This is a genomic window from Pseudomonas sp. MWU13-2862 (assembly GCF_023242495.1).
GTDB lineage: Bacteria > Pseudomonadota > Gammaproteobacteria > Pseudomonadales > Pseudomonadaceae > Aquipseudomonas > Aquipseudomonas gingeri_D.
Map to the genome: position 1 here is coordinate 371,858 of NZ_JALMEZ010000002.1, position 25,376 is coordinate 397,233.

The 25,376-nt window shown below is 62.2% G+C and carries 27 protein-coding genes; 20 read left to right on the plus strand and 7 right to left on the minus strand.

Annotated elements, in window-relative coordinates; all coding sequences use genetic code 11:
* The first annotated feature begins 20 nt into the window (after window positions 1–20).
* The 3 genes from M5C56_RS05075 to M5C56_RS05085 all read left to right on the plus strand — a co-directional run bounded on the left by M5C56_RS05075 (window position 21) and on the right by M5C56_RS05085 (window position 2,210).
* A complete protein-coding gene (locus tag M5C56_RS05075; protein WP_103499562.1) occupies window positions 21–710 on the plus strand; it encodes an ABC transporter permease subunit in 690 nt (229 codons plus the stop codon).
* Window positions 707–1,414 (plus strand): histidine ABC transporter permease HisM, encoded by a 708-nt coding sequence (gene hisM, locus M5C56_RS05080; RefSeq protein ID WP_103499561.1) that lies wholly within the window; start codon window positions 707–709, stop codon window positions 1,412–1,414. Before M5C56_RS05075 ends, hisM begins: the two co-directional genes overlap by 4 nt.
* Before the next feature lie 160 nt (window positions 1,415–1,574).
* A complete protein-coding gene (locus M5C56_RS05085; RefSeq protein ID WP_103499560.1) occupies window positions 1,575–2,210 on the plus strand; it encodes a LysE family translocator in 636 nt (211 codons plus the stop codon).
* Between the two features lie 40 nt (window positions 2,211–2,250).
* On the opposite strand, the gene M5C56_RS05090 is transcribed toward M5C56_RS05085, so the two are convergent.
* Entirely contained in the window at window positions 2,251–3,921 is a 1,671-nt protein-coding gene (locus tag M5C56_RS05090) for an NAD(P)H dependent flavin oxidoreductase family protein (RefSeq protein ID WP_103499559.1), read from the minus strand.
* Window positions 3,922–3,999: 78 nt separating this feature from the next.
* On the opposite strand from M5C56_RS05090, the gene M5C56_RS05095 reads away from it, so the two are divergent.
* Window positions 4,000–5,484: a PLP-dependent aminotransferase family protein gene (locus tag M5C56_RS05095; protein WP_103499558.1), complete on the plus strand. Its 1,485-nt coding sequence runs from the start codon at window positions 4,000–4,002 to the stop codon at window positions 5,482–5,484.
* Between the two features lie 167 nt (window positions 5,485–5,651).
* Here the strand turns inward: M5C56_RS05095 and M5C56_RS05100 are convergent, their stop codons facing one another.
* Window positions 5,652–6,110 (minus strand): MarR family transcriptional regulator, encoded by a 459-nt coding sequence (locus M5C56_RS05100; RefSeq protein ID WP_103499557.1) that lies wholly within the window; start codon window positions 6,108–6,110, stop codon window positions 5,652–5,654.
* A gap of 52 nt (window positions 6,111–6,162) precedes the next feature.
* Complete coding sequence (locus M5C56_RS05105; protein ID WP_103499589.1) at window positions 6,163–7,044, minus strand: NmrA family NAD(P)-binding protein; 882 nt, start codon at window positions 7,042–7,044, stop codon at window positions 6,163–6,165.
* A 130-nt stretch (window positions 7,045–7,174) separates the two neighbouring features.
* Between M5C56_RS05105 and M5C56_RS05110 the strand changes: the two genes are divergently transcribed.
* The 15 genes from M5C56_RS05110 to M5C56_RS05180 all read left to right on the plus strand — a co-directional run bounded on the left by M5C56_RS05110 (window position 7,175) and on the right by M5C56_RS05180 (window position 21,407).
* Window positions 7,175–7,450: a hypothetical protein gene (locus M5C56_RS05110; RefSeq protein ID WP_103499556.1), complete on the plus strand. Its 276-nt coding sequence runs from the start codon at window positions 7,175–7,177 to the stop codon at window positions 7,448–7,450.
* A gap of 99 nt (window positions 7,451–7,549) precedes the next feature.
* Window positions 7,550–8,221, plus strand: coding sequence for a GntR family transcriptional regulator (locus M5C56_RS05115; protein ID WP_103499588.1), 672 nt, complete (start codon window positions 7,550–7,552; stop codon window positions 8,219–8,221).
* A gap of 114 nt (window positions 8,222–8,335) precedes the next feature.
* On the plus strand, window positions 8,336–9,268 hold the full coding sequence (locus M5C56_RS05120; RefSeq protein WP_103499555.1) for a 4-hydroxyproline epimerase: 933 nt from the start codon (window positions 8,336–8,338) through the stop codon (window positions 9,266–9,268).
* On the plus strand, window positions 9,265–10,380 hold the full coding sequence (locus M5C56_RS05125) for an FAD-dependent oxidoreductase (protein WP_103499554.1): 1,116 nt from the start codon (window positions 9,265–9,267) through the stop codon (window positions 10,378–10,380). The genes M5C56_RS05120 and M5C56_RS05125 overlap by 4 nt, the downstream gene beginning before the upstream one ends.
* Entirely contained in the window at window positions 10,373–10,609 is a 237-nt protein-coding gene (locus M5C56_RS05130) for a (2Fe-2S)-binding protein (RefSeq protein ID WP_103499553.1), read from the plus strand. Before M5C56_RS05125 ends, M5C56_RS05130 begins: the two co-directional genes overlap by 8 nt.
* A complete protein-coding gene (locus M5C56_RS05135; RefSeq protein WP_103499552.1) occupies window positions 10,606–11,862 on the plus strand; it encodes an FAD/NAD(P)-binding oxidoreductase in 1,257 nt (418 codons plus the stop codon). The genes M5C56_RS05130 and M5C56_RS05135 overlap by 4 nt, the downstream gene beginning before the upstream one ends.
* Before the next feature lie 74 nt (window positions 11,863–11,936).
* Entirely contained in the window at window positions 11,937–12,686 is a 750-nt protein-coding gene (locus M5C56_RS05140) for an AraC family transcriptional regulator (protein WP_103499587.1), read from the plus strand.
* Between the two features lie 233 nt (window positions 12,687–12,919).
* Window positions 12,920–13,738, plus strand: coding sequence for a transporter substrate-binding domain-containing protein (locus M5C56_RS05145; RefSeq protein WP_103499551.1), 819 nt, complete (start codon window positions 12,920–12,922; stop codon window positions 13,736–13,738).
* Window positions 13,739–13,748: 10 nt separating this feature from the next.
* Entirely contained in the window at window positions 13,749–15,530 is a 1,782-nt protein-coding gene (locus tag M5C56_RS05150; protein WP_103499550.1) for an aconitase family protein, read from the plus strand.
* Entirely contained in the window at window positions 15,523–16,188 is a 666-nt protein-coding gene (locus tag M5C56_RS05155) for an amino acid ABC transporter permease (protein ID WP_103499549.1), read from the plus strand. The genes M5C56_RS05150 and M5C56_RS05155 overlap by 8 nt, the downstream gene beginning before the upstream one ends.
* A 10-nt stretch (window positions 16,189–16,198) precedes the next feature.
* The gene (locus tag M5C56_RS05160) at window positions 16,199–16,849 is read left to right on the plus strand and encodes an amino acid ABC transporter permease (protein ID WP_103499548.1); all 651 of its coding nucleotides are present in this window, start codon (window positions 16,199–16,201) and stop codon (window positions 16,847–16,849) included.
* Window positions 16,842–17,564 (plus strand): amino acid ABC transporter ATP-binding protein, encoded by a 723-nt coding sequence (locus M5C56_RS05165; protein WP_103499547.1) that lies wholly within the window; start codon window positions 16,842–16,844, stop codon window positions 17,562–17,564. Before M5C56_RS05160 ends, M5C56_RS05165 begins: the two co-directional genes overlap by 8 nt.
* Before the next feature lie 159 nt (window positions 17,565–17,723).
* Window positions 17,724–18,752, plus strand: coding sequence for a proline racemase family protein (locus tag M5C56_RS05170; protein WP_103499546.1), 1,029 nt, complete (start codon window positions 17,724–17,726; stop codon window positions 18,750–18,752).
* Between the two features lie 134 nt (window positions 18,753–18,886).
* Window positions 18,887–19,804: a dihydrodipicolinate synthase family protein gene (locus M5C56_RS05175; protein ID WP_100941688.1), complete on the plus strand. Its 918-nt coding sequence runs from the start codon at window positions 18,887–18,889 to the stop codon at window positions 19,802–19,804.
* 22 nt (window positions 19,805–19,826) lie between these two features.
* A complete protein-coding gene (locus M5C56_RS05180; RefSeq protein ID WP_103499545.1) occupies window positions 19,827–21,407 on the plus strand; it encodes an aldehyde dehydrogenase (NADP(+)) in 1,581 nt (526 codons plus the stop codon).
* 42 nt (window positions 21,408–21,449) lie between these two features.
* On the opposite strand, the gene M5C56_RS05185 is transcribed toward M5C56_RS05180, so the two are convergent.
* Window positions 21,450–22,457: an Ldh family oxidoreductase gene (locus tag M5C56_RS05185; RefSeq protein ID WP_103499544.1), complete on the minus strand. Its 1,008-nt coding sequence runs from the start codon at window positions 22,455–22,457 to the stop codon at window positions 21,450–21,452.
* 207 nt (window positions 22,458–22,664) lie between these two features.
* Between M5C56_RS05185 and M5C56_RS32360 the strand changes: the two genes are divergently transcribed.
* A complete protein-coding gene (locus M5C56_RS32360; protein WP_255916955.1) occupies window positions 22,665–22,796 on the plus strand; it encodes a hypothetical protein in 132 nt (43 codons plus the stop codon).
* Window positions 22,797–22,884: 88 nt separating this feature from the next.
* On the opposite strand, the gene M5C56_RS05190 is transcribed toward M5C56_RS32360, so the two are convergent.
* The 3 genes from M5C56_RS05190 to M5C56_RS05200 all read right to left on the minus strand — a co-directional run bounded on the left by M5C56_RS05190 (window position 22,885) and on the right by M5C56_RS05200 (window position 25,196).
* Window positions 22,885–23,079: a hypothetical protein gene (locus M5C56_RS05190; protein ID WP_100941691.1), complete on the minus strand. Its 195-nt coding sequence runs from the start codon at window positions 23,077–23,079 to the stop codon at window positions 22,885–22,887.
* A gap of 108 nt (window positions 23,080–23,187) precedes the next feature.
* Window positions 23,188–23,631, minus strand: a complete 444-nt coding sequence (locus M5C56_RS05195) for a hypothetical protein (RefSeq protein WP_247263037.1) — start codon at window positions 23,629–23,631, stop codon at window positions 23,188–23,190.
* A gap of 662 nt (window positions 23,632–24,293) precedes the next feature.
* Complete coding sequence (locus M5C56_RS05200) at window positions 24,294–25,196, minus strand: YeeE/YedE thiosulfate transporter family protein (RefSeq protein ID WP_103497643.1); 903 nt, start codon at window positions 25,194–25,196, stop codon at window positions 24,294–24,296.
* Window positions 25,197–25,376 lie beyond the last annotated feature (180 nt).

A 25,376-nucleotide genomic window follows, 5' to 3' on the forward strand; every position in this document is an offset into this window, starting at 1 on the left:
CCCTGGCGGAGCCTGGAACCATGTTTCTCGAGGGATACGGCCATCTCATTTTTCAGGGCGCCTGGTTGACCGTCCAGGTGGCCACCTGGGCGGCCTGCGTGGCCATCGCGCTTGGCCTGCTCGGGGCGTTGGCAAAACTCTCGCCACTGGCACCGCTACGGCTGGTCGCGACGGTCTATACCACGCTGGTGCGCAGTGTTCCGGACCTGGTCTTGATGCTGCTCATCTACTACAGCGCGCAAATCGGACTGAATCAAGTGGCGGAAGCTTTCGGCCAGGAATCGTTCCCGTTGAACCCTTATGGCACTGCGATCGGTACGCTAGGATTCATCTACGGTGCCTACTGCGCGGAAACCTTTCGCGGTGCCTTCCAGGCCATCCCGTTCGGGCAGTTGGAAGCGGCTCGAGCCTATGGCATGAGCCACTGGCAAGTGCTGCGGCGTATCCGCTTCCCGCAAATGATGCGTTTCGCATTACCCGGTATCGGCAATATCTGGCAAGTGCTGTTGAAAAGTGCCGGCCTGATCTCGCTGCTGGGCCTCAATGACATGGTTCAGGTCGCCAAACAGGCAGGCAATGCGACCTCAAGGCAGATGTTTTTCTATCTGGTTATTGCCGCGATATTTTTTACCTTTGCGATCTTTTCAAGTCTGGCGCTCAAACACCTGGAACGGCGCTACAGCGTCGAACCGCAACGGAGAGCGTCATGATCGAGATACTGAAAGAGTTCGGGCTGAACTTCCTGTGGTCCGACGGTTACCACTGGAGCGGTCTGTCTGTCACCCTATGGCTATTGGTGACCTCAGCGGTCATCGGTTTGAGCGCGGCGATACCGCTGGCACTGATACGCACCTACGGCAGTCTGTGGCTCGCACTGCCCATTCAGCTCTATACCTTGGTGTTTCGCGGCACGCCACTGTTCGTGCAGTTACTGATCATCTATAGCGGCCTGGCCAGTTTGAGTCTCATAAGGGAATCCTCCAGTCTGTGGTGGTTCTTTCGTGACGGCATGCATTGCGTGATTCTGGCATTGGCCTTGAATACATGCGCTTACACCATCGAGATTCTCGCCGGTGTGCTGCGCACCACCCCACGCGGCGAAATCGAGGCAGCCTTGGCACTCGGCATGACCCGCAGCCAACTGTTCATTCACGTACTGATACCGAGCATGCTGCGTCGAGCACTCCCCGCGTACAGCAACGAAGTGATTTTTGTCCTGCACGCCACGGCCATTGCCTTTACCGCCACCGTTCCCGACATCCTGAAAATCGCTGCCGATGTGAACGCCGCCACCTTCAAGACCTTCCAGGCCTATGGCATTGCCGCCCTGCTCTACATGTTACTGGCATGTGCGCTGGTGGGCGTGTTCCGATTCGCTGAGCGCCGTCTGCTGGCCTATCAACGTTTAAGCTGAACGTTGAGGAAGGTGAAATTCAGGACTTGCGCCGAAGCCTGGCCGCAGGCATCGGTTGCGAACGCTGTATGACGTTTTGTCAGTCAATCTGTATCTAACAGGCTCGCATCGACCCCTCTATTATCCTGCGCACCACCCAGGTGCCTCGAGGAGCTACGCCATGCCCGAACTGTCCAACCTGCTTGCCTACGGCCTGATCTCACTCGGCATGGTGCTGACGCCCGGGCCGAACATGATCTATCTCATCTCGCGCTCGATCTGCCAGGGGCGCATGGCCGGGCTGATTTCCCTGGGCGGCGTGGCCTTGGGTTTCGTCGTCTACATGTTTTGCGCCGCATTGGGCATCACCGCCCTGCTCCTGGCGGTTCCCTACGCCTATGACGTCCTGCGTCTCGGCGGCGCGCTCTACCTGCTCTACCTGGCCTGGCAGGCGGTCAAGCCCGGCGGCCGCTCGCCGTTCCAGGTCCGCGACCTGCCCAAGGACAGCCCGCGCAAACTGTTCACCATGGGCTTTGTCACCAACCTGTTGAATCCCAAAGTCGCGGTCATGTACTTGTCACTGTTGCCCCAATTCATCGACCCCGTCGGCCACGACAGCGTGCTGACGCAATCCCTTGTGCTCGGTTTTACCCAGATCGTCATCAGCGTCAGCGTCAACGCGCTGATCGCTGTGATGGCGGGTTCCATCGCGGCATTTCTCGCCAACAGGCCAGTGTGGCAGATCGTGCAACGCTGGCTGATGAGCACGGTGCTCACAGGCTTGGCCGTGCGCATGGCCATCGAGGGGCGGCGCTAAAGCCAGCTGTTTGCGCTTGAACGCAAAAGGGCGACAGCCATCAGCCCCCCTGACCGATCAGGATATCCTCGAAGAACGCCCCCACCGCCTCGGTGGGATGGCAGAGCTGGATTTCCAGGACCCAGACCATCTCGCTCGGCACGATCTCCAGCTCGGCCAGCTTCTCCTGCCCGAACAACGCGTGGGGGAAATCGGCGATGCGGTGCCCGGCCAGGTTTCGCTCCAGTCGCCAGCCCTTTGAGTCCGCACTGCGTTCGGCGAAATCATAGAGTTCACGGCCGGTCAGCCCCTGGTGCCAAGCCTCGCGGGTTTCGTCGAACACCTCGTGCAAGGCCTTGACGCACGCCTGGTACAGCGGATGCTCGCCGAAGACGAAGGTGTCGCCGTAATCGCCTTCATAACCGTCCCACACCGGGCCGAGATCGACCACGGCGATATCGGTCGCGCGTAGCTTGCGCTGCGGATCGATGCCCTGGCGTGGCGTGCGAACGGTATCGTCGCCAAAACGGATATAAGTCGGATGCCAGGTGTGGGACGCGCCCATGGCCTGCAACTGCTGATTGGCCATCTCAAGGGCCTCGGCGGTGGTCATCCCGACCCGCAGTTGGCTGGCGATCGAGGCCAGGGCGCGGACCGATTGCTCGCGGGCGGCCAGCATGCCATCCAGGGAATAGCGCGGACCGACTTTTTCCCAGACCGGATCCAGCGGCTTGGGCGCCGACTCAGACAGCGACACGCCGCTGGGCACAAAGGCCTCCGCGACAAAACGGTGAGCCGGCACGCCCGCCGCGAGGCAGTGCTCGCGGACATCGCGGATCATCGCGCTGTTACCGCAGGCATACACCTGGGCATCTGCCCAAGGATGCGCCCGCTCAAAGGCAACCTGCTGCACCCGGGCCTCCGACGACAGCACCGGGTGCCAGACAAACCCGGGATACTCGATGCGCGCCTGGTCCAGGAACTCGCGGTCGTAAAAGTCCCCGGGCTGCGAGCCGCCCCAGTACAACGTCACCTCAGCGCCCCGGGCCAACGCGGTCAGCAGCAGCGGCTTGATCCCCGCGTAGCCGGTCCCCGTGGCGAACAACACCACGGGCCGAGCGTCCTCGTGCTGCCAGGTGCAGGCACCCAAAGGGCCTTCCAGCTTCAGCGTCTGACCGACGTCCAGCGTCGCCAGGATCTGCTCGGAAAAAACGCCGCCAGGGACCTGGCGGATATGAAAGACCAGTTGGCCGTGATCCTGCGCCGGGAGATTGGCAATGGAGAAACACCGACTGTCGCCATCGTCGAGGCGAAACCGGACGTACTGGCCGGCGCGAACCTCAACCGGTTCCAGGGTTTCCGGCATCAGCACCAGCTCGGTGATATCGGAGCTCAGTGCACGCTTGCCCAGGACCCTTGCGGGGATTTCCAGCTTGGGCGTGTCCAGCGACCAGCCGGGGATTTCCAGGCGCATATCGGCGCAGGCATGGCTCTGGCACAACAACATCTCATCGGCGGCCAGCGGGTAGGAAGGTGCCGGAGCCTCCGCGGCCAGGAGCTTGTCACGGTACTGCCCGGCCACGACCTTGACCTTGCACGAGCCACAGGCCCCGCGACGACAGGAAAACGGCACCGACAGGCCACTGGCGAGCATGGCATCGAGCAACAACTCGTCACCGGCTTCGAAGGTTTTGCCCGAGGGCGACAACTCAATGACATGGCGTGCGTTCATAAGGACCTCGGGGGTGAATGTGTGCCAATTGTTGCGTTAGACTAGGACCATTAAAACCTCCAGTTTTGGATAGTTCAGATGGTCCAGATGCGTAAATGGCGACCCTTGCTCAACCTGGAGGGAGGCGAGACTCAAGCGTCCTACCGCAAGATTGTCGAAGGCCTGGTGACCGCGATTGTCGACGGACGCCTCACGCCCGGGACCTTGCTGCCCGGCACGCGGGAAATGGCGCGCTTGCTCGACGTCAACCGCAAGACCGTGATCCTGGCCTACGAGGAAGCCATGACCAAGGGCTGGCTGGTCAGCGAACCGCGCCGGGGCACCTTCGTCAACGCGCAACTGGCCCCCACGGCCACGGCCCGCAGCGCCCCGCCCTCCTTCGCGCTGGAACTGCGGGCGCAACCCGCCGTGCCGTATTTCACCCCGGGCCAGCCGGCGACGGCACTGCAACAGCAGCCTGGCGCGCTGTTCTTCGACAACGGCGCCTGTGACCACCGTTTGCTGCCGCAAGCCGTCCTGCATCGCTATTACCGCAACGCGCTGCGCAAGAGCTTCGTGTCCAATACCGTGCGCCACGGCAGCGACGGGACCAGTCATGCGCTGCGCCGGGCCCTGGCCGAGATGCTGCGCAACAATCGCGGCCTGGCCGTCGAGGCCGAGCATATCTGCCTGACCCAGGGCGTGCAGATGTCACTGTACCTGACCGCCAGCGCGCTGCTGGAACCCGGTGACGTGGTGCTGGTGGAGCGCCTGAGCTATCCGCCGGCGTGGGAGATCTTCCGTAAACTGGGCGCACGCCTGGTGACCGTGGACCTGGACAGCGAAGGCTGCCGGGTCGATCAGATCGACGCGCTGTGCCGGCTGCACAAGGTGCGGATGATCTATCTCACGCCCCATCACCAATTCCCCACCACCGTCAGCCTGCATGCCGGGCGTCGGCAACAACTGTTGGCCTTGGCCAAGCGCCATGATTTCTGCGTGATCGAGGAAGACTACGACTACGAGTATCACTTTGACGGTCGCCCCTATCTGCCCCTGGCCAGCGACAGCGCCCAACGCCATGTGATTTATATCGGCTCGCTGTCCAAGTCCCTGGGCTCGACCTTCCGCTGCAGCTATGTGGTCGCGCCCGGCAATGTGATCGAGGTGCTTAACCGCAACGCCGCGCTGACCCTGGGCCACGGTGACGCGGTGTCGCAGCAGATGCTGGCGGACCTGATCAATGACGGTGAACTGAAAAAGCACCTACGCCGGGTCTCGAAGGAATACCGGCAGCGTCGGGCAATCCTCCACCGTTGCCTGGTGGAGGGCTTTGGCGAGCGCATTTCGGTGCAGGAGCCTGAAGGCGGCCTGGCACTGTGGGTGCGTTTCGCGGACGAGATAAACGTCGGCCAACTGGTGGAGAAAGCCCTGGAGTTCGACCTGGTGGTGCGTAACGGCCGCCAGTTCTCGCCCATGGATCAGCCGGAGAATGCATTGCGCCTGGGCTTTGCTTCGCTCAATCGTGATGAAATACAGCAGGCTACACAGCGTTTGGCGCAGGCGGCGAAAGCCATCGCCTGAAGGTTTGCCAACATCAGCTCAACGCGTCGAGAGAACCCCAATGGCAGCCTTCTTTTCCCGGGAAGCCGGTGCATTAACTGGCGCGAAGCGTTGTGCGTACTCCTTGGGGCTCCCCCCATGCGGCGCACGAAGGCTTTCCTCGGGCCATTGGGCGTTCGAACTGGCTTTCAGCCGTCGGATATCCCAACCCTATCACCGACTTTCACTCGAGCCAGGTCCTGCCGCAGCGACGTTACCTTTTCAATACCGTTCAATTGCTCAAACTCTCGTTGAGCCTCTTCCCAGAGAGGAGCAGCCCTTTTGAACAAGCTCAACCCTTCCTCGGTTAGCGCTACAAGGCGACTTCTACCGTCCGATGGCGAAGGACGGATCGAGATCAACCCCTCGCGCTCCAGAAAGCCGGCCATTTTTCCCATCGCCGTGCGCTCGATATCGAGCCGCTCAGCCAGGGTATTGATTGCAGCACTCCCCAGCTCATAGAGAGCGGCCAAGGTAAGGTATTGGGTGATCCGCAACCCCGATGGCTCAAGGTGCGCATCGTAGAAGCGAGAGATCTGCCGGCTCGCCTTCCTTATTGCGGAACAATTGCACTGGGCGATCCCTAGCGGTTGGTTGACCGGCAGCATCTCTATATTTCCTCTCTAGCACAGATGATTACTTACGACCTGGACGTACGGCTCATGCATAGACGTCCCGGTATTTTTCGATGAAAGCCTGCACGGACAACGCGGGCGTACCGGTGACCTTCTCCACCACATCGTTCACACCCGCGAAGACGCCCTCTCGGTAGTCCTGAGCGACTTCGACCAGATGCTGTACCAAGGCTGGCGGAAACTTGTACTCCTGCGTCATTTTACGCTCGAACGCCTCGATCGATGCCGGTGCGTACTCGATTTTCGCGCCAAGCACCTCGCTCATGGCCGCTGCGATCTCGGTTTGATTCATCTCGACCGGGCCGTGAAGGCTGTAGATCTTACCCTCGTGTCCCGCCGGGTTGGCCAGGATATGGGCGATCACCCGCCCTTGGTCGTCAGTCGCGATTGGCGCGTGACGACCATTCTCGAAGGGAAACTCGATTTTTTTCTTGGCCCAGATCTCCTTGGCGAAGTGAGGGTACACGAGCCAGTCCGCAAAGAACGTGGGGCGCAGGTGCGTTGTGGGCACGCCCGACCAGTCGAAGACACGTTCGGAGATCCAGTGATCCTGTGCCAAATGACTCCTGGACTCACGCCGTGCGGAAATCTGCGACATATTCACGATCGCCTTGACTCCAGCTTCCTTCGCTGCCTGGGCAAAATACGCTGCACCTTCGACAATTCCGGACGCCAGCGGATAAAGGAAATAGGCCGAACGGATTCCCTCCATCGCCGCGCGGATAGCATCGATATCGGTGAAATCACCAATTGCAACTTCAACCCCGCGCTCGCGCAGGACCGCAGCTCTCTCATCGTCCGAGCGCACGTAAGCTCGCACGCGCTTGCCCATCTTGAGCAGCTCATCGATGGCCGCCCCACCCGTACGCCCGGTTGCACCGCTTACAAGAATTTCGGCTTCGCTCATGATCGTGGTCCTCTCAATTAATAGAAGCATATGCTCCTATATGATTAAAAATAAGAGCACATGCCCCTACGCACTTAAATTAAGAGCATATGCTCTTACTATCAACCCACTCCAACGACCGTTCGGCGGGTTGCGCCGTAAAGACAAGGCGCTGGCTGAAACCGAGGCTGTTCAGGCGGACGCCCGAACGACCACGGCACGGCCCAGGCCGCGCAATGCGCTGAGCGAGGTCGAACGACAAGCGATCATGGAGCTGTGCAATCGCCCGGGCTACGCCGTCACGTGGCCGACCGCGAGTAACAGCCGCCAGTTCGCACCCACGGATCAACCGGAGAATGCATTACGCCTGGGTTTTGCCTCACTGGATCGCGATGAAATCCGCGAGGCCCAAGCCATCGCCGGCTAGATGCCGTGCCCCACTGACTTGACCGTCCGCACCATCGCCAAGGAACAGCCAGAAGATTTCGTATACCATCTGTACAACTCATTGCGAACGATCAGAACCGTGGCCCTACCAAAACTCAACGCTCCCGACCTCGGCAACTCGCCTTCGACGTCGGAAATCATCACCCGCCATCTGCGCGACGCCATTGTCGCCGGGCATTTCGCCGAGGATGAGCCGATTCGCCAGGACGATATCGCCCGGCAGTTCAACGTCAGCAAGATTCCGGTGCGCGAAGCCCTCAAGCGCCTGGAAGCCGAAGGCCTGGTGATGTTCCAGCGCAATCGTGGGGCGATGGTCACCCGGGTGTCGGATGCGGAACTGGCGCAGATGTTCGAAGTTCGCATGCTGCTGGAAGACAAGGCGCTGCGCCTGGCGATTCCGAACATGACCGAAGAAACCTTCGCCCGTGCCGAACGCATCTGCCAGGAATTTATCGGTGAAGATGACGTCGGTCGCTGGGCCGAACTCAACTGGGAGTTGCACGCCTGCCTCTACGAACCGGCGCAACGGCCGTTTCTGGTCAGCCTGATCCGCTCGGTCAACGACAAGCTGGAACGCTACCTGCGCATGCAGATGAGCCTTTCCGCCGGCAAGGAACGCGCCGACCACGAACACCGGGAGATTCTCGCGGCCTGCCGCGCCGGTGATGTGGATCGCGCGGTGACGCTGCTCGATGAGCATATCGCCGGCGTCTGCAAGACCCTGTTCGAGCATCTGCCCCACAGCCATTGACGGTGTCGTGCACTGTGCTGATTTCGTCATCGGCACAGGCTAAAACCCTCAAGCCGCCGCCCCCCTCTGCAGGCCACTCTGTCCGTCACTTATCGGAACGGACGTGGCCCTCCCATGAAACGCATCAGCGTGATCGACTCCCACACCGGCGGCGAACCTACCCGCCTGGTGATCGCCGGTTTTCCTGACCTGGGCAACGGCAGCATGGCCGTGCGCCGGCAGCGGCTGGCCGAACAGCACGATCAGTGGCGCGCGGCCTGCGTCCTCGAACCACGGGGCAGTGATGTGCTGGTCGGCGCCCTGCTCTGTGAGCCGGTGGACCCGAGTGCCTGTGCCGGGGTGATTTTCTTCAACAACACCGGTTACCTCGGCATGTGCGGCCACGGCACCATCGGCCTGGTGGCCTCCCTGGCGCACCTGGGCAGGATCGGCCCCGGCACCCACAGCATCGAGACACCGGTGGGCACGGTGCAGGCGACCTTGCACGACGACCATTCGGTGAGCGTGCGCAACGTCCCGGCCTATCGTTACCAGAAAGCCCTGGCGCTGGAGGTGCCGGGTATCGGGGAGGTGGTTGGCGATATCGCCTGGGGCGGCAACTGGTTCTTCCTGATTGCCGAGCATGGCCTGGATATCGTCGGCGACAATCTCGAGGCCCTGACCGCCTATACCTTCGCCGTCCAGCAAGCCCTGGAGGCCCAGGGTATTCGCGGTGAAGATGGCGGGCTGATCGATCATATCGAGCTGTTCGCCGATGACGCCCACGCCGACAGTCGCAACTTTGTCCTCTGTCCCGGCAAGGCTTACGACCGCTCTCCTTGCGGCACGGGCACCAGCGCCAAACTGGCGTGCCTGGCGGCCGACGACAAGTTGCAACCGGGACAGATCTGGCGTCAGGCCAGTGTGATCGGCAGTGAGTTCGAGGGCTCCTACGAACGCCAGGGCGAGCGCATTGTGCCGACCATTCGTGGCCGGGCCTTTATCAGTGCCGAGGCCAGCCTGATCATCGAACAGGACGACCCCTTCGCCTGGGGCATTCGCCCGTGAACGAGGGCCGGGTGGCCGATGTGATCGTGATCGGCGCCGGCATCGTCGGTGCCGCCTGTGCCCAGGCGCTGGCCCGGCGTGGCTTGCAGGTCCTGGTGCTGGACGCCGGCCTGCCCGGGGCGACGGCGGCGGGCATGGGGCATTTGCTGGTGCTCGACGACAACCCGGCCGAACTGGCCCTCAGCCAATACTCCCTGCAACGCTGGCGCGAAACGGCCCCGACGCTACCCGACGGTTGCGCCTACCGCAGCAACGGCACCCTGTGGCTGGCGGCCAATGCCGAAGAAATGGCCGTTGCCCAGGCTAAATACCTGAACTTGCAGGCCCAGGGCGTGGCCTGCGAGTTGATCGGCGGCAACGCCTTGCGCCAGTGCGAACCCGAATTGCGCGAAGGTCTGGAAGGCGGATTGCTGATCAATGGCGACGGCATTCTTTATGCCCCGGCGACGGCCCATTGGATGCTGGAAACCAGCAATATCCGCCAGCGTCGGGCGCGGGTCAGTGAAGTCGACGGCAACCGTGTGCGCCTCGACGACGGTCACTGGCTGCAGGCCGATGCGGTAATCCTGGCCAACGGCGTCCAGGCCAGCGAACTGTGCCCGGAATTGCCGATCGTGCCGAAAAAGGGCCACTTGCTGATCACCGACCGTTATCCCGGAAAAGTCACCCATACCCTGGTGGAACTCGGTTACGTCACCAGCGCCCACAATGCCAGCGGCCCTTCGGCGGCGTGCAATATCCAGCCGCGTCCGACCGGGCAGCTGTTTATCGGTGCCTCACGGCAATTCGGCACCACCGATCCGCAGGTCGAAGGCTGGATGCTCGCGAAAATGCTCAAGCGCGCCATCGAGTACATGCCCGGGCTGGCGCAACTCAATGGCATCCGCGCCTGGACCGGCTTTCGCGCCGCCAGCCCCGACGGCTTGCCGCTGGTGGGCCAACACCCGCAACGCCAGGGCTTGTGGCTGGCCGTCGGTCACGAAGGCCTGGGGGTGACAACGGCACCCGGCACCGCCGACCTGCTGGTGGCGCAATTGTTCGATGAAGCGCCGCCGCTGGCCGCACTGCCTTATCTGCCGCAACGTTTTCTCGGGGAGCCGGTTTATGCCTGAATTGCTGCTGGACGGCCACGTTCTGAAAGTTGCCGAAGGGACCAGCGTCGCCGCCGCCTTGGCGCTCGGCGGCGACGGTTGCAGCCGCACATCGGTCAGTGGCCAACGCCGCGCGCCCCTGTGCGGCATGGGCATTTGCCAGGAATGCCGGGTGAACATCGATGGACGCCGTCGTCTGGCCTGCCAGACGCTGTGCCGTGACGGCATGCGCGTGGAGACTCAAGCATGAGCGAATACGCCGATCTGCTGATTATCGGTGCCGGCCCCGCCGGTATGGCCGCCGCCCTCGCCGCGGCGCCCAGCGCTGCACGCATCGTCATCCTCGACGACAACCCGCTGCCCGGCGGGCAGATCTGGCGCGACGGACCTCAGGCCACGTTGCCGAAGCAGGCCCACCGTCTGCGCGAGCAACTGGAGAACCACAGCAATATCCAACGCCATGCCAGCACCCGGGTGATTGCCTGCGCCGGTCCGAAACAGCTGCTGGTCGAAGACGATGAACGCGGCTGGGTGATTGTCTACGACAAACTGATCCTGTGTACCGGCGCGCGCGAATTGCTGCTGCCCTTCCCCGGCTGGACCCTGCCCGGCGTCACCGGTGTGGGCGGGCTCCAGGCGTTGATCAAGGGAGGATTGCCGGTGCGGGAAGAGCGCCTGGTGATCGCCGGCAGCGGCCCCTTGCTGCTGGCCAGCGCCGCGACGGCCCGACACAACGGTGCCCGGGTGCTGCGTATCGCCGAACAGGCGAGCACCCGCGCCGTCGCCGGTTTCGCCGCGCAACTGCCGCGCTGGCCGGACAAACTGCTGCAATCGTTCAGCCTGTTCGACCACCACTATCGAACCGACAGCCATGTACTCGCCGCCCTGGGCACGGATCGCCTGGAAGGCGTGCGCCTGCAACAGCAGGGCAAAATCGTCGAGCTGGCCTGTGATCGTCTGGCCTGCGGTTTCGGCCTGATCCCCAATACCCAGCTCGGCCAAGCCCTGGGCTACGCACTCGATGGCCAGGCCCTGGCGGTGGATGCCTGGCAGGCCGGCAGCCGCGCCGATCATTACGCCGCAGGTGAGTGCACCGGTTTCGGTGGCAGTGAGCTGGCCCTGGTCGAGGGCGCGATTGCCGGGCATGCGGCGGTCGGTGAACGTGCGCAGGCCCAGACGTTGTGGCCGTTGCGGGCACGCTGGCAGGGGTTTGCCAAGGTTTTGAACCACACTTTCCGCCTCAAGCCGACACTCAAGTCACTGGCCCAACCCGACACCCTGGTGTGCCGCTGCGAAGATGTACCCTACTCCGCACTGGTGCCACACGCCGACTGGCGCGAAGCCAAACTGGCCAGTCGCTGCGGCATGGGTGCCTGCCAGGGCCGGGTCTGCGGCGGTGCCGCGCAACACCTGTTCGGCTGGCAACCCTCGGCACCGCGCCCGCCCTTCAGCCCGGCGCGGATCGAGACCTTGTTGTGCCTGGACGACGCGCCACCGGCCTGAATGCCGGCCCGGGGCTTCCGGGCCCGGCGCCGAGCCTCTATGATCCAGAAGATCGCCCCCAGGCTTCCAGCACCATGTATGCCTCGCTCAGCCACTTCAAACCCTGCGACCTGCCGACCCTGTTGAGCAGCTTGCAGCCGATTGCGCCGCTGCTCGATACCCTGTCGGACGTGGTATTTTTCATCAAGGACAGCGAGGCCCGCTACGCCTTCGTCAACCAGACCCTGGCCCGGCGCTGCGGCTTCAAGGAAAGCGCCGAGCTGCTCGGGCGCACCGCCGACATGGTCTTTCCGGAACGCTTCGGCCCGCTCTACACCGCCCAGGATCGGCGGGTGCTGTCCAGCGGTCGCGAGCTGGCCGACCAACTTGAGCTGCACCTCTATTACGGCAACCAGCCGATCTGGTGCCTGACCCACAAACTCGCGCTACTGGATACCCAAGGCCATATCGTCGGCCTGGCCGGGATTTCCCGGGATCTGCAACTGCCGCAATCCAGCCACCCGGCCTTCCCCAAACTCGCGGCGGTGGATGCCCATATCCGCAGCCACTTCGCCCGGCCCATCAGCCTGGCCGAACTGACGGCGATTGCCGGGTTCTCGGTGGCGCAACTGGAGCGCCACTGCAAGCGGGTATTCCAGCTCACCCCACGGCAGATGATTCACAAGGCACGCCTTGAGGAGTCCTCGCGGCTGTTGCTGGACACTGACCTGCCGATCACCGAGATCGCCCTGCGCTGCGGTTATACCGACCACAGCGCCTTCAGCCGCCAGTTCCGCGCCCTGACCAGCCTGGCGCCCAGCCAGTACCGAGACAGCCGTCGCTGATCATGGTGTTCCTTTAAAGGGCGCCAGCACGCAAACATGCTCCCTTCTGTAACACCCCCCATCCCCATAAAAACCGGCAATCGGTCCCTGGCCGCCTGACACCCCCTCTAACCCAAGGGCTAACGAAGAATTCAGGTTCTGACGTGGAAACGGGCACAGTCATTGCTAATCTAATATCGTATACGAAATTCCTAATACGACAGCCAACACCACTCACCGATAACGAGGTCTCCATGAAAAATCCCGTTTTTGCCGCAGCGCTCAGTGTGGTTCTCAGTTCGTCCTTTATCGCCACGGCCCAGGCCGACAAGCTCGACGACATCATCAGTTCGGGCAAGCTGCGTTGCGCCGTGACCCTGGATTTCCCGCCGATGGGCTCCCGTGACGAGAGCAACAAACCGGTGGGTTTCGACGTCGATTACTGCAATGACCTGGCGAAAGTCCTCGGGGTCGATTCCGAGATCATCGAGACGCCGTTTCCGGATCGTATCCCGGCGCTGGTCTCGGGCCGTGCCGACGTGATCGTCGCCTCCACCTCCGACACCCTCGAACGGGCCAAGACCGTCGGCCTGTCCCTGCCCTACTTCGCCTTCCAGATGGTGGTCCTGACCCGCAGCGACACCGGCATCAGCAAATACGAAGACCTCAAGGGCAAGCCGGTCGGCAACACCAGCGGCACCTTTGAAGCCCTCGCCCTGGAAAAAGACCAGAAGAGCTGGGGCACCGGCAGCTTCCGCGCCTACCAATCGCAGAACGACACCATCCTGGCCGTCGCCCAGGGCCATATCGACGCCACCGTCGTCACCAACACCGTGGCAGCCGCTACGCTCAAATCAGGCAAATACAAGAACCTGAAGGTCGCCGGCAACGCGCCGTACGTGATCGACTACGTCTCGCTGGGGGCCAAGCGCAACGAGTACGGCCTGATCAACTACCTCAACCTGTTTATCAACCAACAGGTGCGTACCGGACGTTACAAGGAGCTGTTCGTCAAATGGGTCGGGACCGAGATTCCGCCGACCGACCTGACCGTGCCCCACGTCTACTACTGAGGAAACCTGAATGCCCAGCACGCCCACTTCCCTGCCAGGACGCAGCCTGGTCGAAGGAGCCGCCCAAGGCCCCTTGCTGTTCGCCGACGTCGGCCTGAGTTTCTGGGGCGGAGTCGATCCGTTCAGTGGCGAGGTGATCGACCGCCATCACCCCTTGAGTGGCGAACACCTGGCCGGCCGCGTGCTGGCGCTACCCAGCGGCCGCGGTTCCTGTACCGGCAGCAGCGTCATGATGGAGTTGATCAGCAATGGTCATGCGCCGGCAGCGCTGGTATTGGCCGAACCGGATGAAATCCTGACTCTCGGCGTGCTGGTGGCCCAGGTGATTTTCGAGCGTTCCCTGCCGGTGCTATGCATCGGCCGGGAGGCCTTCGCTGCCTTGCGCGGCCAGGCCTTTGCCCGGGTAGAAGGCAGCCGCCTGACGCTCTTCGACGAGACACCCGCCGATCACTGGCAGGCACCGACCACACCGGTGCAGGCACAACCTGCGGCAAGCAGCGTCGCCCTCAGCGAACACGACCTGGCCCTGCTGGACGGCCAGTATGGCAAGGCCGCCCAGGTAGCCATGCAAATCATCCTGCAAATGGCCGAGCTGCAAGGCGCACCCGCCTTGCTGGACGTGACCCAGGCGCATATCGACGGCTGCATCTATACGGGCCCGGCGAGCCTGCGCTTTGCCGAACAACTGGTGCAATGGGGCGCGCGCGTTCGCGTCCCGACCACCCTCAATTCCATTTCCGTGGACCAGCGCCGCTGGCGCGAGTTGGGCGTCGATCCGGCTCTCGGTGTACCCGCCAGTGCCCTGGGCGATGCCTATATGGCGATGGGCGCGCAGCTCAGCTTTACCTGTGCGCCCTACCTGCTCGACAGCGCGCCGAAGGCCGGCGAACAGATCGTCTGGGCCGAATCCAACGCCGTGGTCTACGCCAACAGCGTGCTCGGCGCCCGAACCCAGAAGTACCCGGACTACCTGGATATCTGCATTGCCCTGACCGGTCGCGCGCCGTTGATCGGCTGCCATCTGGACGCCCAGCGCAAGGCCCGGCTGCAAATCGAACTACCCGCCCTGGGTGAGTTGGACGACTCGTTCTACCCGCTGCTCGGTTATCACATCGGTGCCCTGGCCGGCAGCCGGACTCCCCTGGTGCTCGGGTTGGAACAGCGCCAACCAAGCCTCGACGACCTGAAAGCCTTCGGCGCGGCCTTCGCCACCACCTCCGCGGCGCCGCTGTTTCATATCGCCGGGGTGACCCCGGAAGCACTCGATCCGACCCAGGTGCTGGAACCGGATGTTGTGCTGCCGGTGGAAAAAATCCGTCTGCCAGACCTGCTGCTGAGCTGGCGTGAACTCAACAGTGCCCGTGACCCGCGTGTGGAGGTGGTGTCCCTGGGCAACCCGCATTTTTCCCTCAGCGAATTTGCCCATCTGGCCCGTCTGTGCCGGGGTCGGCACAAGCACCCCGACGTGGTCCTCGCCATCACCTGCGGGCGCGCGGTACTGGAACAGGCCCGCGCCGCCGGGCATATCGCGGCGATCGAAGCCTTCGGCGCGACCCTGGTCACCGACACCTGCTGGTGCATGCTCGGCGAACCGGTGATCCCACCGGCCGCCACCACCTTGATGACCAACTCGGGCAAATACGCCCACTACGCCCCCGGCCTGGTGGGGCGCAAAGTGCACTTCGCCAGCCTGGCCGAATGCGTCGACGCCGCCTGCACCGCCAACGCCAGCGGGCGCTTGCCAGCCTGGCTGGCACCGGCCGTCCCACAGGAGACTCCCGCGCATGTTTGACTACACCTTCCAATGGCGCGCGGCCCTGCGCGCCTTGCCGGATATGCTCGCCGGGGCCGTCGTCACCTTCGAGACCGCCGCCCTGTCGATGATTTTCGGGGTGCTGATCGCCCTGGCCCTGACGGTGATGCGCGAAACCAGGAATCCGTTGCTCCGTGGCATCGGTAACGGCTGGGTGTCGATTGCCCGCAACACCCCGTCGCTGTTCCAGATCTATATCCTCTACTTCGGCCTCGGCTCGCTGGACCTGCATGTCAGTTCATGGTTCGCCCTGCTGGCCGGGATCACCTTCAACAACGCCGGTTATCTCGCGGAAAACTTTCGCGGCGGCCTCAAGGCGGTGCCCGATACCCAAGTGCGCGCCGCACGGTCACTGGGCATGAGCGCCTTCCAGGCCTACCGGATGATCATCGTCCCGCAGTTGCTGCGCATCGTCTTCTATCCGCTGAGCAATCAGATGGTCTGGGCGGTGCTGATGACCTCCCTGGGGGTGGTGGTCGGCCTGAACAATGACCTTACCGGGGTGACCCAGGAGTACAACGTCAAGACCTTCCGCACCTTCGAGTTCTTCGCCATTGCAGCGGTGCTGTATTACCTGATTGCCAAGGCGATCGTCGCGGCAGCCCGGCTGATGGCCTGGCGACTGTTCCGCTACTGAGGAGGTGACCATGTTTTCCACCAGTTTTTCCTGGAATGACCTGCTGTTCCTGCTCAACGGCGCCTGGGTCACCCTGCAACTGACGTTCTGGGCAATCCTCCTCGGCTCTGCCGCCGGGCTGCTGTTCGGCCTGTTGCGGGCGCTGTTGCCCCGCGCCAGCCTGCCCCTGGCCTGGGTGCTGGACGCGTTTCGCAGCGTGCCGTTGCTGATCCAGTTCGTCCTGTTCAACTCACTGAAAAGCATCGTCGGCCTGAATATCAGCGCCTTCAGCGTCGGCTGCATCGTGCTCGGGGTCTACACCGCCGCGTACTTCACCGAGATCGTCCGCGGTGGCGTGCTCTCGGTGCCCCTGACCCTGCGCCGGGCCAGTCGCTCCCTGGGTCTGAGCTTTCTGCAGGACCTGCGCTGGATCGTCCTGCCGATGGCCACGCGGGTGGCCTTCCCCGGCTGGCTGAACCTGGTGCTCGGGGTGATGAAAGACACCGCGCTGGTGATGTGGATCGGCATCGTCGAACTGCTGCGCGCCTCGCAAACCATCGTCACGCGCATCCAGGAACCGCTGCTGGTGCTGTGCATCGCGGGCCTTATCTACTACGTCATGAGCCTGGTGGTCGCTCGCCTCGGCGCTCGTCTGGAAAGAAGGTGGCAAGAAAATGATTGAGATCGACAACGTACACAAATCCTTCGGCGACCTGGAAGTGGTCAAGGGCGTCAGCCTGACGGTGAACAAGGGCGAGGTGGTGTCGATCATCGGCGGCTCAGGCTCCGGCAAGTCGACCCTGCTGATGTGCATCAACGGCCTGGAATCGATTCACAAGGGCAGCGTGCGCGTCGACGGTATCGAGGTCCATGACAAGGCCACCGACCTCAACCGCCTGCGGCAGAAGATCGGCATCGTGTTCCAGCAGTGGAACGCCTTCCCGCACCTCACCGTGCTGGAAAACGTGATGCTGGCGCCGCGCAAGGTGCTCGGCAAAAGCAGGCAGGACGCCGAGGAGCTGGCGGTCCGGCAACTGACCCACGTGGGCCTGAGCGACAAGCTCAAGACCTTTCCCGGCAAACTCTCCGGCGGCCAGCAACAGCGCATGGCGATTGCCCGGGCCCTGGCCATGTCGCCGGACTACATGCTGTTCGACGAAGCCACCTCGGCCCTTGATCCGCAGTTGGTGGGTGAAGTGCTGGACACCATGCGCATGCTCGCCGAAGACGGCATGACCATGGTCCTGGTGACCCATGAAATCCGCTTTGCCCGCGATGTGTCCGATCGCGTGGCGTTCTTTCGCAACGGCCTGGTGCACGAGATCGGCGCGCCCGACCAGGTCATCGGCAATCCCGTGCAGCCGGAAACGGCGGCGTTCCTCAAGTCCGTGAAATAAACATGATCCCTGAATAAAACACGCTCCTGTAGGAGCCAGCTTGCTGGCGATGAATGTCGCCACACCGCGATCAGTCTGATGCCACGCGTTATCGTTGACGACCATCGCCAGCAAGCTGGCTCCTACAAGGTCCGCGAACAGTCACAGGAGGAGTTTGCAATGCGTTCTTCAAAAATCGTCCACGTGGTCAGTTGCCACGCCGAAGGTGAAGTCGGCGATGTGATTGTCGGCGGCGTCGCCCCGCCGCCCGGGGCCACCGTGTGGGAACAGTCGCGCTGGATCGCCCGGGATGAAACCCTGCGCAACTTCGTCCTCAACGAACCCCGTGGCGGGGTGTTCCGCCACGTCAACCTGCTGGTGCCGGCCAAGGACCCGCGGGCGCAGATGGCCTGGATCATCATGGAACCGGCGGATACCCCGCCGATGTCCGGGTCCAACTCGCTGTGCGTGGCCACCGTGCTGCTCGACAGCGGCATCCTGCCGATGACCGAACCCCAGACCCGACTGGTGCTCGAAGCGCCAGGCGGATTGATCGAAGCCGTGGCCGAGTGCAGGGACGGCAAGGTCCAGCGGGTGGAAATCAAGAACGTGCCGTCGTTCGCCGACCGCCTCGACGCCTGGATCGAAGTCGAGGGCCTGGGTTCGATCCAGGTCGACACCGCCTATGGCGGCGACAGTTTCGCCATTGTCGATGCCCAGCGCCTGGGGTTTGCCATCCGTCCCGATGAAGCCAGGGACATGGTCGAGACCGGCCTGAAGATCACCCGCGCCGCCAACGAACAGTTGGGCTTCGTCCATCCGCTGAACCCGGACTGGTCGCATATCTCCTTCTGCCAGATCGCCGCGCCGGTGGTCTACGAGAACGGCGTCGCCACCGGGGCCAACGCCGTGGTGATCCGCCCCGGCAAGATCGACCGCTCGCCCTGTGGCACCGGGTGCTCGGCGCGCATGGCGGTGTTGCAGGCCAAGGGCGTGCTGCAGGTCGGCGAGCGTTTTATCGGGCGTTCGATCATCGGTTCGGAGTTCCACTGCCGCATCGATTCCCTGACCGAACTGGCCGGGCGCGCGGCAATCTACCCGTGCCTGTCCGGACGGGCCTGGATCACCGGCACCCATCAATTGCTGCTCGACCCCGCCGATCCCTGGCCACAAGGCTACCGGTTGTCGGACACCTGGCCCGGCGCCTGAGCACCAACGCCAGCGCTAGACGGCTGATAGAGAAAAACCGAAGGCGCCCTGACGACGTACGGCGAAAAAACACTGGTCTAATTTTTTCACTTAAAATATCGTATACGAAATACGTTAATCCACTGGAGAGCATCATGAGCAAACGCATCAACTGGAGCGGCGTCTTCCCGGCGGTCACCACCCAATTCAACGACGACTTCACCATCAACCTGGAAAAGACCCACCAGGTGATTTCCAACGTGATCCGTGACGGCGTCTCGGGCCTGGTGGTCTGTGGTTCGGTGGGGGAAAACACCTCCCTGACCGCCGAAGAAAAGATCGCCGTGACCGAAGTCGCGGTGGACGCCTCCCGTGGTCGCGTGCCGGTGATCTGCGGCGTGGCCGAGTTCACCAGCGTGCAAGCGGCCAAGGTGGCCAACGCGGTACGCAAGGTCGGCGTTGATGGCGTGATGCTGATGCCGGCGCTGGTCTACGGCTCCAAGCCCTTCGAGACCGCCGAGCACTACCGCTACGTGGCGAAAAACGCCGACGTGCCGTTGATGGTCTACAACAACCCGCCGATCTACAAAAACGACGTGACCCCGGACATCCTGATTTCCCTGGCCGACTGCGACAACGTGGTGTGCTTCAAGGATTCCTCCGGCGACACCCGGCGTTTTATCGACGTGCGCAATGAAGTCGGCGACCGTTTTGTGCTGTTCGCAGGCTTGGACGATGTGGTGCTGGAAAGTATCGCGGTGGGGGCCGAGGGCTGGGTCTCGGGTATGTCCAACGTGTTCCCGATCGAAGGCGAAACCATCTTCCGCCTGGCCAAGGCCGGGCGCTTTGCCGAGGCCATGCCGATCTACGAATGGCTGATGCCGATTCTGCACCTCGACGCCCGTGCCGACCTGGTGCAGTGCATCAAGTTGTGCGAAGCCATCGCCGGTCGCGGTAGCGCCCTGACCCGTCCGCCACGCCTGGCCTTGCCGGAAGCCGACCGTGTGTTCGTCGAGCAGATCATGGCCAAGGCAATGGCCAATCGTCCGTCATTGCCGGACGTGGGTCTCTGAGTTGTCCTGACAGGAGTTTTCCATGTCCGAGATCATCGGCCACAACTACATCGGCGGTGCGCGCAGCGCCGCCGGCACTATCACCCTGCACAGCCATGACGCCAGCAGCGGTGAGCCCCTGCCCTTCGTCTTCACCCAGGCCACGGCTGCTGAAGTAGATGCCGCCGCCCAGGCTGCTGCATCTGCCTACCCGGCCTTTCGTGCGCTGTCAGCCAACCGGCGTGCGGAGTTTCTCGAAGCCATCGCCGCGCAACTGGACGCCCTGGATGATGACTTCATCACCCTGGTCACCCGCGAGACCGCCCTGCCCACCGGCCGTATCCAGGGCGAACGCGCCCGCACCAGCGGCCAGATGCGCCTGTTCGCGCAAGTCCTGCGCCGGGGCGATTTCTACGGCGCGCGCATCGACCGCGCATTGCCCGAACGCCAGCCACTACCAAGGGTCGACCTGCGCCAGTACCGAATCGGCGTCGGCCCGGTCGCGGTGTTCGGCGCAAGCAATTTCCCACTGGCGTTCTCCACCGCCGGTGGCGATACCGCGGCCGCGTTAGCCGCGGGCTGCCCGGTGGTGTTCAAGGCCCACAGTGGGCATATGGCGACGGCGGAACGGGTGGCCGATGCGATCATCCGCGCCGCCGAGCAAACCGGCATGCCCAAGGGCGTGTTCAACATGATCTACGGCGCCGGGGTCGGTGAAGCCCTGGTCAAGCACCCGGCGATTCAGGCCGTCGGTTTCACCGGCTCCCTGACCGGGGGACGCGCGCTCTGCGACATGGCCGCCGCACGACCCCAGCCGATTCCGGTGTTCGCCGAAATGAGCAGCATCAATCCGGTGCTGGTGTTGCCCGAAGCCTTGCAATTGCGCGGCGAAAAGATCGCCAGTGAACTGGTGGCTTCAGTAGTGCAAGGTTGCGGTCAGTTCTGTACCAAACCGGGCCTGGTGATCGGCATCGCCTCGCCAAGGTTCACGGCGTTCACCGCGCTGCTCAGTGCCTTGATGAACGAACAACCGGCGCAAACCATGCTCAACGCCGGCACGCTGCGCAGCTACGGTAACGGTGTGCAGGCCCTGCTCGATCATTCAGGCGTCAGCCATCTGGCCGGTAAGCCACAGCAGGGCAATCAGGCACAGCCGCAACTGTTCAAGGCCGATGTCCGTCTGCTGCTCAATGGCGATCCGCTGTTACAGGAAGAGGTCTTCGGCCCGACCACTGTGGTCATCGAAGTAGCCGACAACGTCGAGCTGCAACAAGCGCTGCAGGGCTTGCACGGTCAACTCACGGCTACGCTGATTGCCGAGGCCGGCGATCTGCAACGCTACGGCGAGGTGCTGCCGCTGCTGGAGCAAAAGGTCGGGCGGGTGTTGTTCAACGGCTATCCGACCGGTGTCGAAGTCGGTGATGCGATGGTCCATGGCGGGCCTTATCCGGCCACCTCCGATGCCCGAGGCACGTCGGTCGGCAGCCTGGCCATCGAGCGTTTCCTGCGCCCGGTGTGCTACCAGAACTGCCCGGATGCCTTGTTGCCCGAAGCGCTGCAAAACGCCAACCCGCTGGGCATCAATCGTCTGGTCGATGGTCACCACCAGCGCACGCCCCTGTAAAAGCCGGGCGCCATCGGCTGGACCGATGGCGCCCTCCTTCACTCAGGCCAGCAGCGCTTTCAGGTCGTTGTACAGCGCCTCGGGAATCTGCACACCCTCCACCAGACTGCGCGCACGCGCCTCATAACGCCGTTGCGACGGCAAGCGTGCGCCCTGCCCTTGAATGCTTTCGAACACCGCTTCGGCACGGGCCAGATGCAGCTCGGTGGCCGCGCCGAGAAAACGCTGCGGATCAAAGGCGATAAGCAGTTCGCCATGGTACGGCGACGACTTGCTGCCGGCGTCATAGGCCAGGGATTCGGCACTGGTCAAGTCACCGATCAGCGGCCCGGCGATCAACTCCACCATGGCCGCCAATGCCGAGCCCTTGTGCCCGCCGAACGTCAGCATCGCGCCGCTATCGAGTACCACATTGGCATCGGTACTCGGCTGCCCTTGGGCGTCCACGCCCCAGCCTTCGGGAATGGCCTTGCCGGCACGCCGATGCAGCTCGATCTCGCCACGGGCAATCGCGCTGGTGGCGAAGTCGAAGACAAAGGGATTGTTGCCGGCACGCGGCCAACCGAAGGCAATGGGATTGGTGCCGAACACCGGCTGACTCCCACCGGCCGGTGCGACCCAGGCATGGCTGGGCGTACAGGCCAGCGCGACCAGGCCGGCAGCGGTCAGTTGCTCGATCTCGACCCAGAGCGCGGAGAAATGCACACAGCGATTGATCGCCAGGGCCGCGATCCCGTTGGCCCGGGTTTTCTCTTGCAGCAGTGGCAGGCCCGCCTGGAACGCCAACTGCGAGAAACCACCCGCCGCATCGACACGCACAATGGACGGCGCCTGATCGATGACCTGCGGCTCAGCGTCGGCGGCCACCTTGCCGTTCCTCAGGGAGTTCACACAGCCCAGCACCCGATACAGGCCATGGGAGGCACAGCCATCGCGCTCGCCGGCAATCACCGTGTCGGTCACCGCCTGGGCGTGGGCGAGGTTGAAACCGTTGTGCAGCAGGATCGATTCGGCCAGCTCGCGAGCTTCAGCCAGGGACAGTCGGATCATAATCAGCTCCTTGAACAGACTGTCCAGACTGGTCCATTCCAGGGCTCGCGGCTTGATCGCTTTAGGCCGGGACGATGACGAATTCGGCACACCCTGGTGGCTCGACATGGGCCGTATTGCCCGCCCATCGAAACATTCTGTAACCCCCTCGATTTGGCAGGCGCGGCGCCAGCACGTTCAATGAGCGTTTTCTGCAAGGAGCAGGCTATGCCTACCGAACAAATCATTCTGATGGCCATCTTTGGCATTGTTGTCATTGCCTGGGGTATCAGGCTGGACATGAAGAACCACAAGAAGGAAAAAGCCGCACGGCAGGCCCAGGGCAATAACGGGGCTTGATCGGGTGATCGGCGTCTCCTCTGGCCAGTCTCCCCTGCTCAAAAAACAAAGCCCAGCATCAAGCCGGGCTTTTTTTATGGTGTTGGCCTCAGCCTTTTGGAGGCGCCTTGAGGCTATCCAATCGACCGCTTTCCAGCAAAGCCTTGTACTTCAACGCATCCGCTTCACTGTGATAAACGCCGACCAGCACATCGCCCTGGTAGACATCCCACATCCGGACGCCCGCGTTATTGGCGTCATGGGACATGTGATCCTCATCGCGTTCTTTGACGGTAATGACCATTGGCACATCCTCTGGGTTGAGGCAGGTAAGGTATTTTTTACTCCTGTTGTTTCCAAGATTCCATACTCAATACCTTGGAAACGGGGGCCGCTTTACTGTCTCGCGAACTCAGCCATTTGGGTGGTTGCCCACTGCTGACGATAGCTGATTGGAGGGAGATGCGCCCTCCAGCAAGGCATCCACCACCGCACGCGCCACCTCCACCGAATGCAGCATGCCCCAGAACAATGCTCGTTCGACGGGGTTGGTGTGCAGGCTGATTTCGTCACCATTGAGTTCCGCGGTTTCGAGCAGATTGGAAACGTAGACCAGGGCGTCCTGGGCGGTGATGCCGGGTTGGATGGCGAATAGCGTGGGTTTGTAGGGGGCTTCGGGGGTGACGGGTTTGGAGCTGGTGAATGCCAGGGTGTCGAGCAAACGGGGGGTGTTTGCCGGGGCTGGCTCGGACTCGTTGGATGGCGTATCAGAGAGTTTGCGCAGGTACAGGCTTCTGTCGGCGGTACTGAGGGTTTTGCTAACAATCGGCGGATCGGGGGTGATCTTCTTAGTCATGGTGACGCTCCTTTTCATGAATGGAAGTTCGTCACCCACGCTGCAAAACGAAAGGTGGCGAGCCGTACACAGGTTTGCAGACCGGGAAAAGGAACCGGCAGGCCGAAGCCTCCTGCGCACAGCTCGCCATAACACGAGCGTAAAAATGCCGCTTACGCGGCGCTGTGCGCCTTTTCGAGCCGGGCTGCAAAACCCGCGTCGCTGAATTTGCAGCGACACTTGAACAGTAGCCCCGACGTTTGGCGCACGCAATATTCTCCCATGCCTGAAACGTGTGGGAAATATGAGTTTTTTTGGAAGGTTATTTCGCGTGTTGATTGGGGGGGGGAACCAGACGGGCTTTCCCGAACAAGAAAAAATGCGCTATAGGGAACTCGCCCGCGAGAAGCTGCAACGCTCTCCCCCGCCCACTCACCGTACGCAACTGACACTGGCCTATGAAACGTCCTGTCCAGATCGAACCTGCACACCCAATTCGGGTAGTTGCCAGCCAGCGGCGCTGGTAGGCGTTGGCCGTCAGTCGAGCATGTGCTGATGGTATGAAATTGAGTGATTTACGCGGCGTCTCACAGTGACTTAAATTCTGCAGTTTGTAGAATAATAAACTTCCCAAATTCCAGTAGAAAGCTTCAAGTGGTTGGTGTTAACGAGTTCAGCTTGTATCACATCTTTTTGCACCACAATGACATCAGAATGCCCGTGGCAATCGACACCAGTGGTATGCTTGAAGCAACGCCCAGTGTTGGAAACACCAACAGTATTTGCGAGTCGTTACCGCCGAGCATCATCGAAGCACCAACCCCCATCAAAATACCTGCCAACAAATGAACACCCGCCTTTGATGGGGCAAAGGCCTCGAAACGGAACGTTTTCCTGTACAGGGTAAAACTCAGCATGCCTGCCAGTAACATAACAAACACCGCAATACGCCGGGCGCTGATTGCCATATCGGCTTGCCAGAACATCTGCGAAACGTTGTAAAAGAACACACTAGGTGTCCATAACGGCTCGAACGTATAGAGCGCACTCGTCAATGCACCGAGCAGCATACTGGAGAGCACCAGGTGTTTATTACCATGCACGGCGACCAAAAATATCAGCACCAGCGCCACTACACCGATCAACAGCCAGTAATGACGGCTGGAAATTTCCGGCATCAGAAGGGTTTTCTGTTCGGGCATCATGTGCAGGTAATACCAGAGCACGATCCCCAGCACCCAGCCGATCATCGTGAACAGTTTATTGAAATTGCCGCTGGCAAATCTGGTCAGTGTACCGACGCTGCAACCGTTGTTCAGTACCGATGCCACCCCGAACAACAAGCCTCCCGCAATCAGTAAAGGATAGGAAATACCGGGCGAGTACAGCGGCAGGCTGACCTCAGAGAAACGATAGAGCGGGGCCAGCATCAACCCGAACAATCCACACGATGTCAGTGCCACAAACAACGTCGGGCGACCAGCCAGCAATTGTTCGCACGCTTTGACAAGACACATACCCATTCGCTGCGAAACCCAGCCGATCAGGAACGCTAATACCAACGCCATCAGTAAAGAGAAAAGCATGTTCGTGCGCCACTGCTGATTTGGATGGACCGGGCCTCAGTAGGCATTAGCGTAGCTCTCGATCAGGCGACCTGTGTATCTGACACGGAAAAGTGGGACCGGGCGTGCCAGAAGCCGTCAGATGCGGAATGTCACGTTCCTGATCTGAGGTTCTGGCGGTCACTCAGGGATGGACCGCCA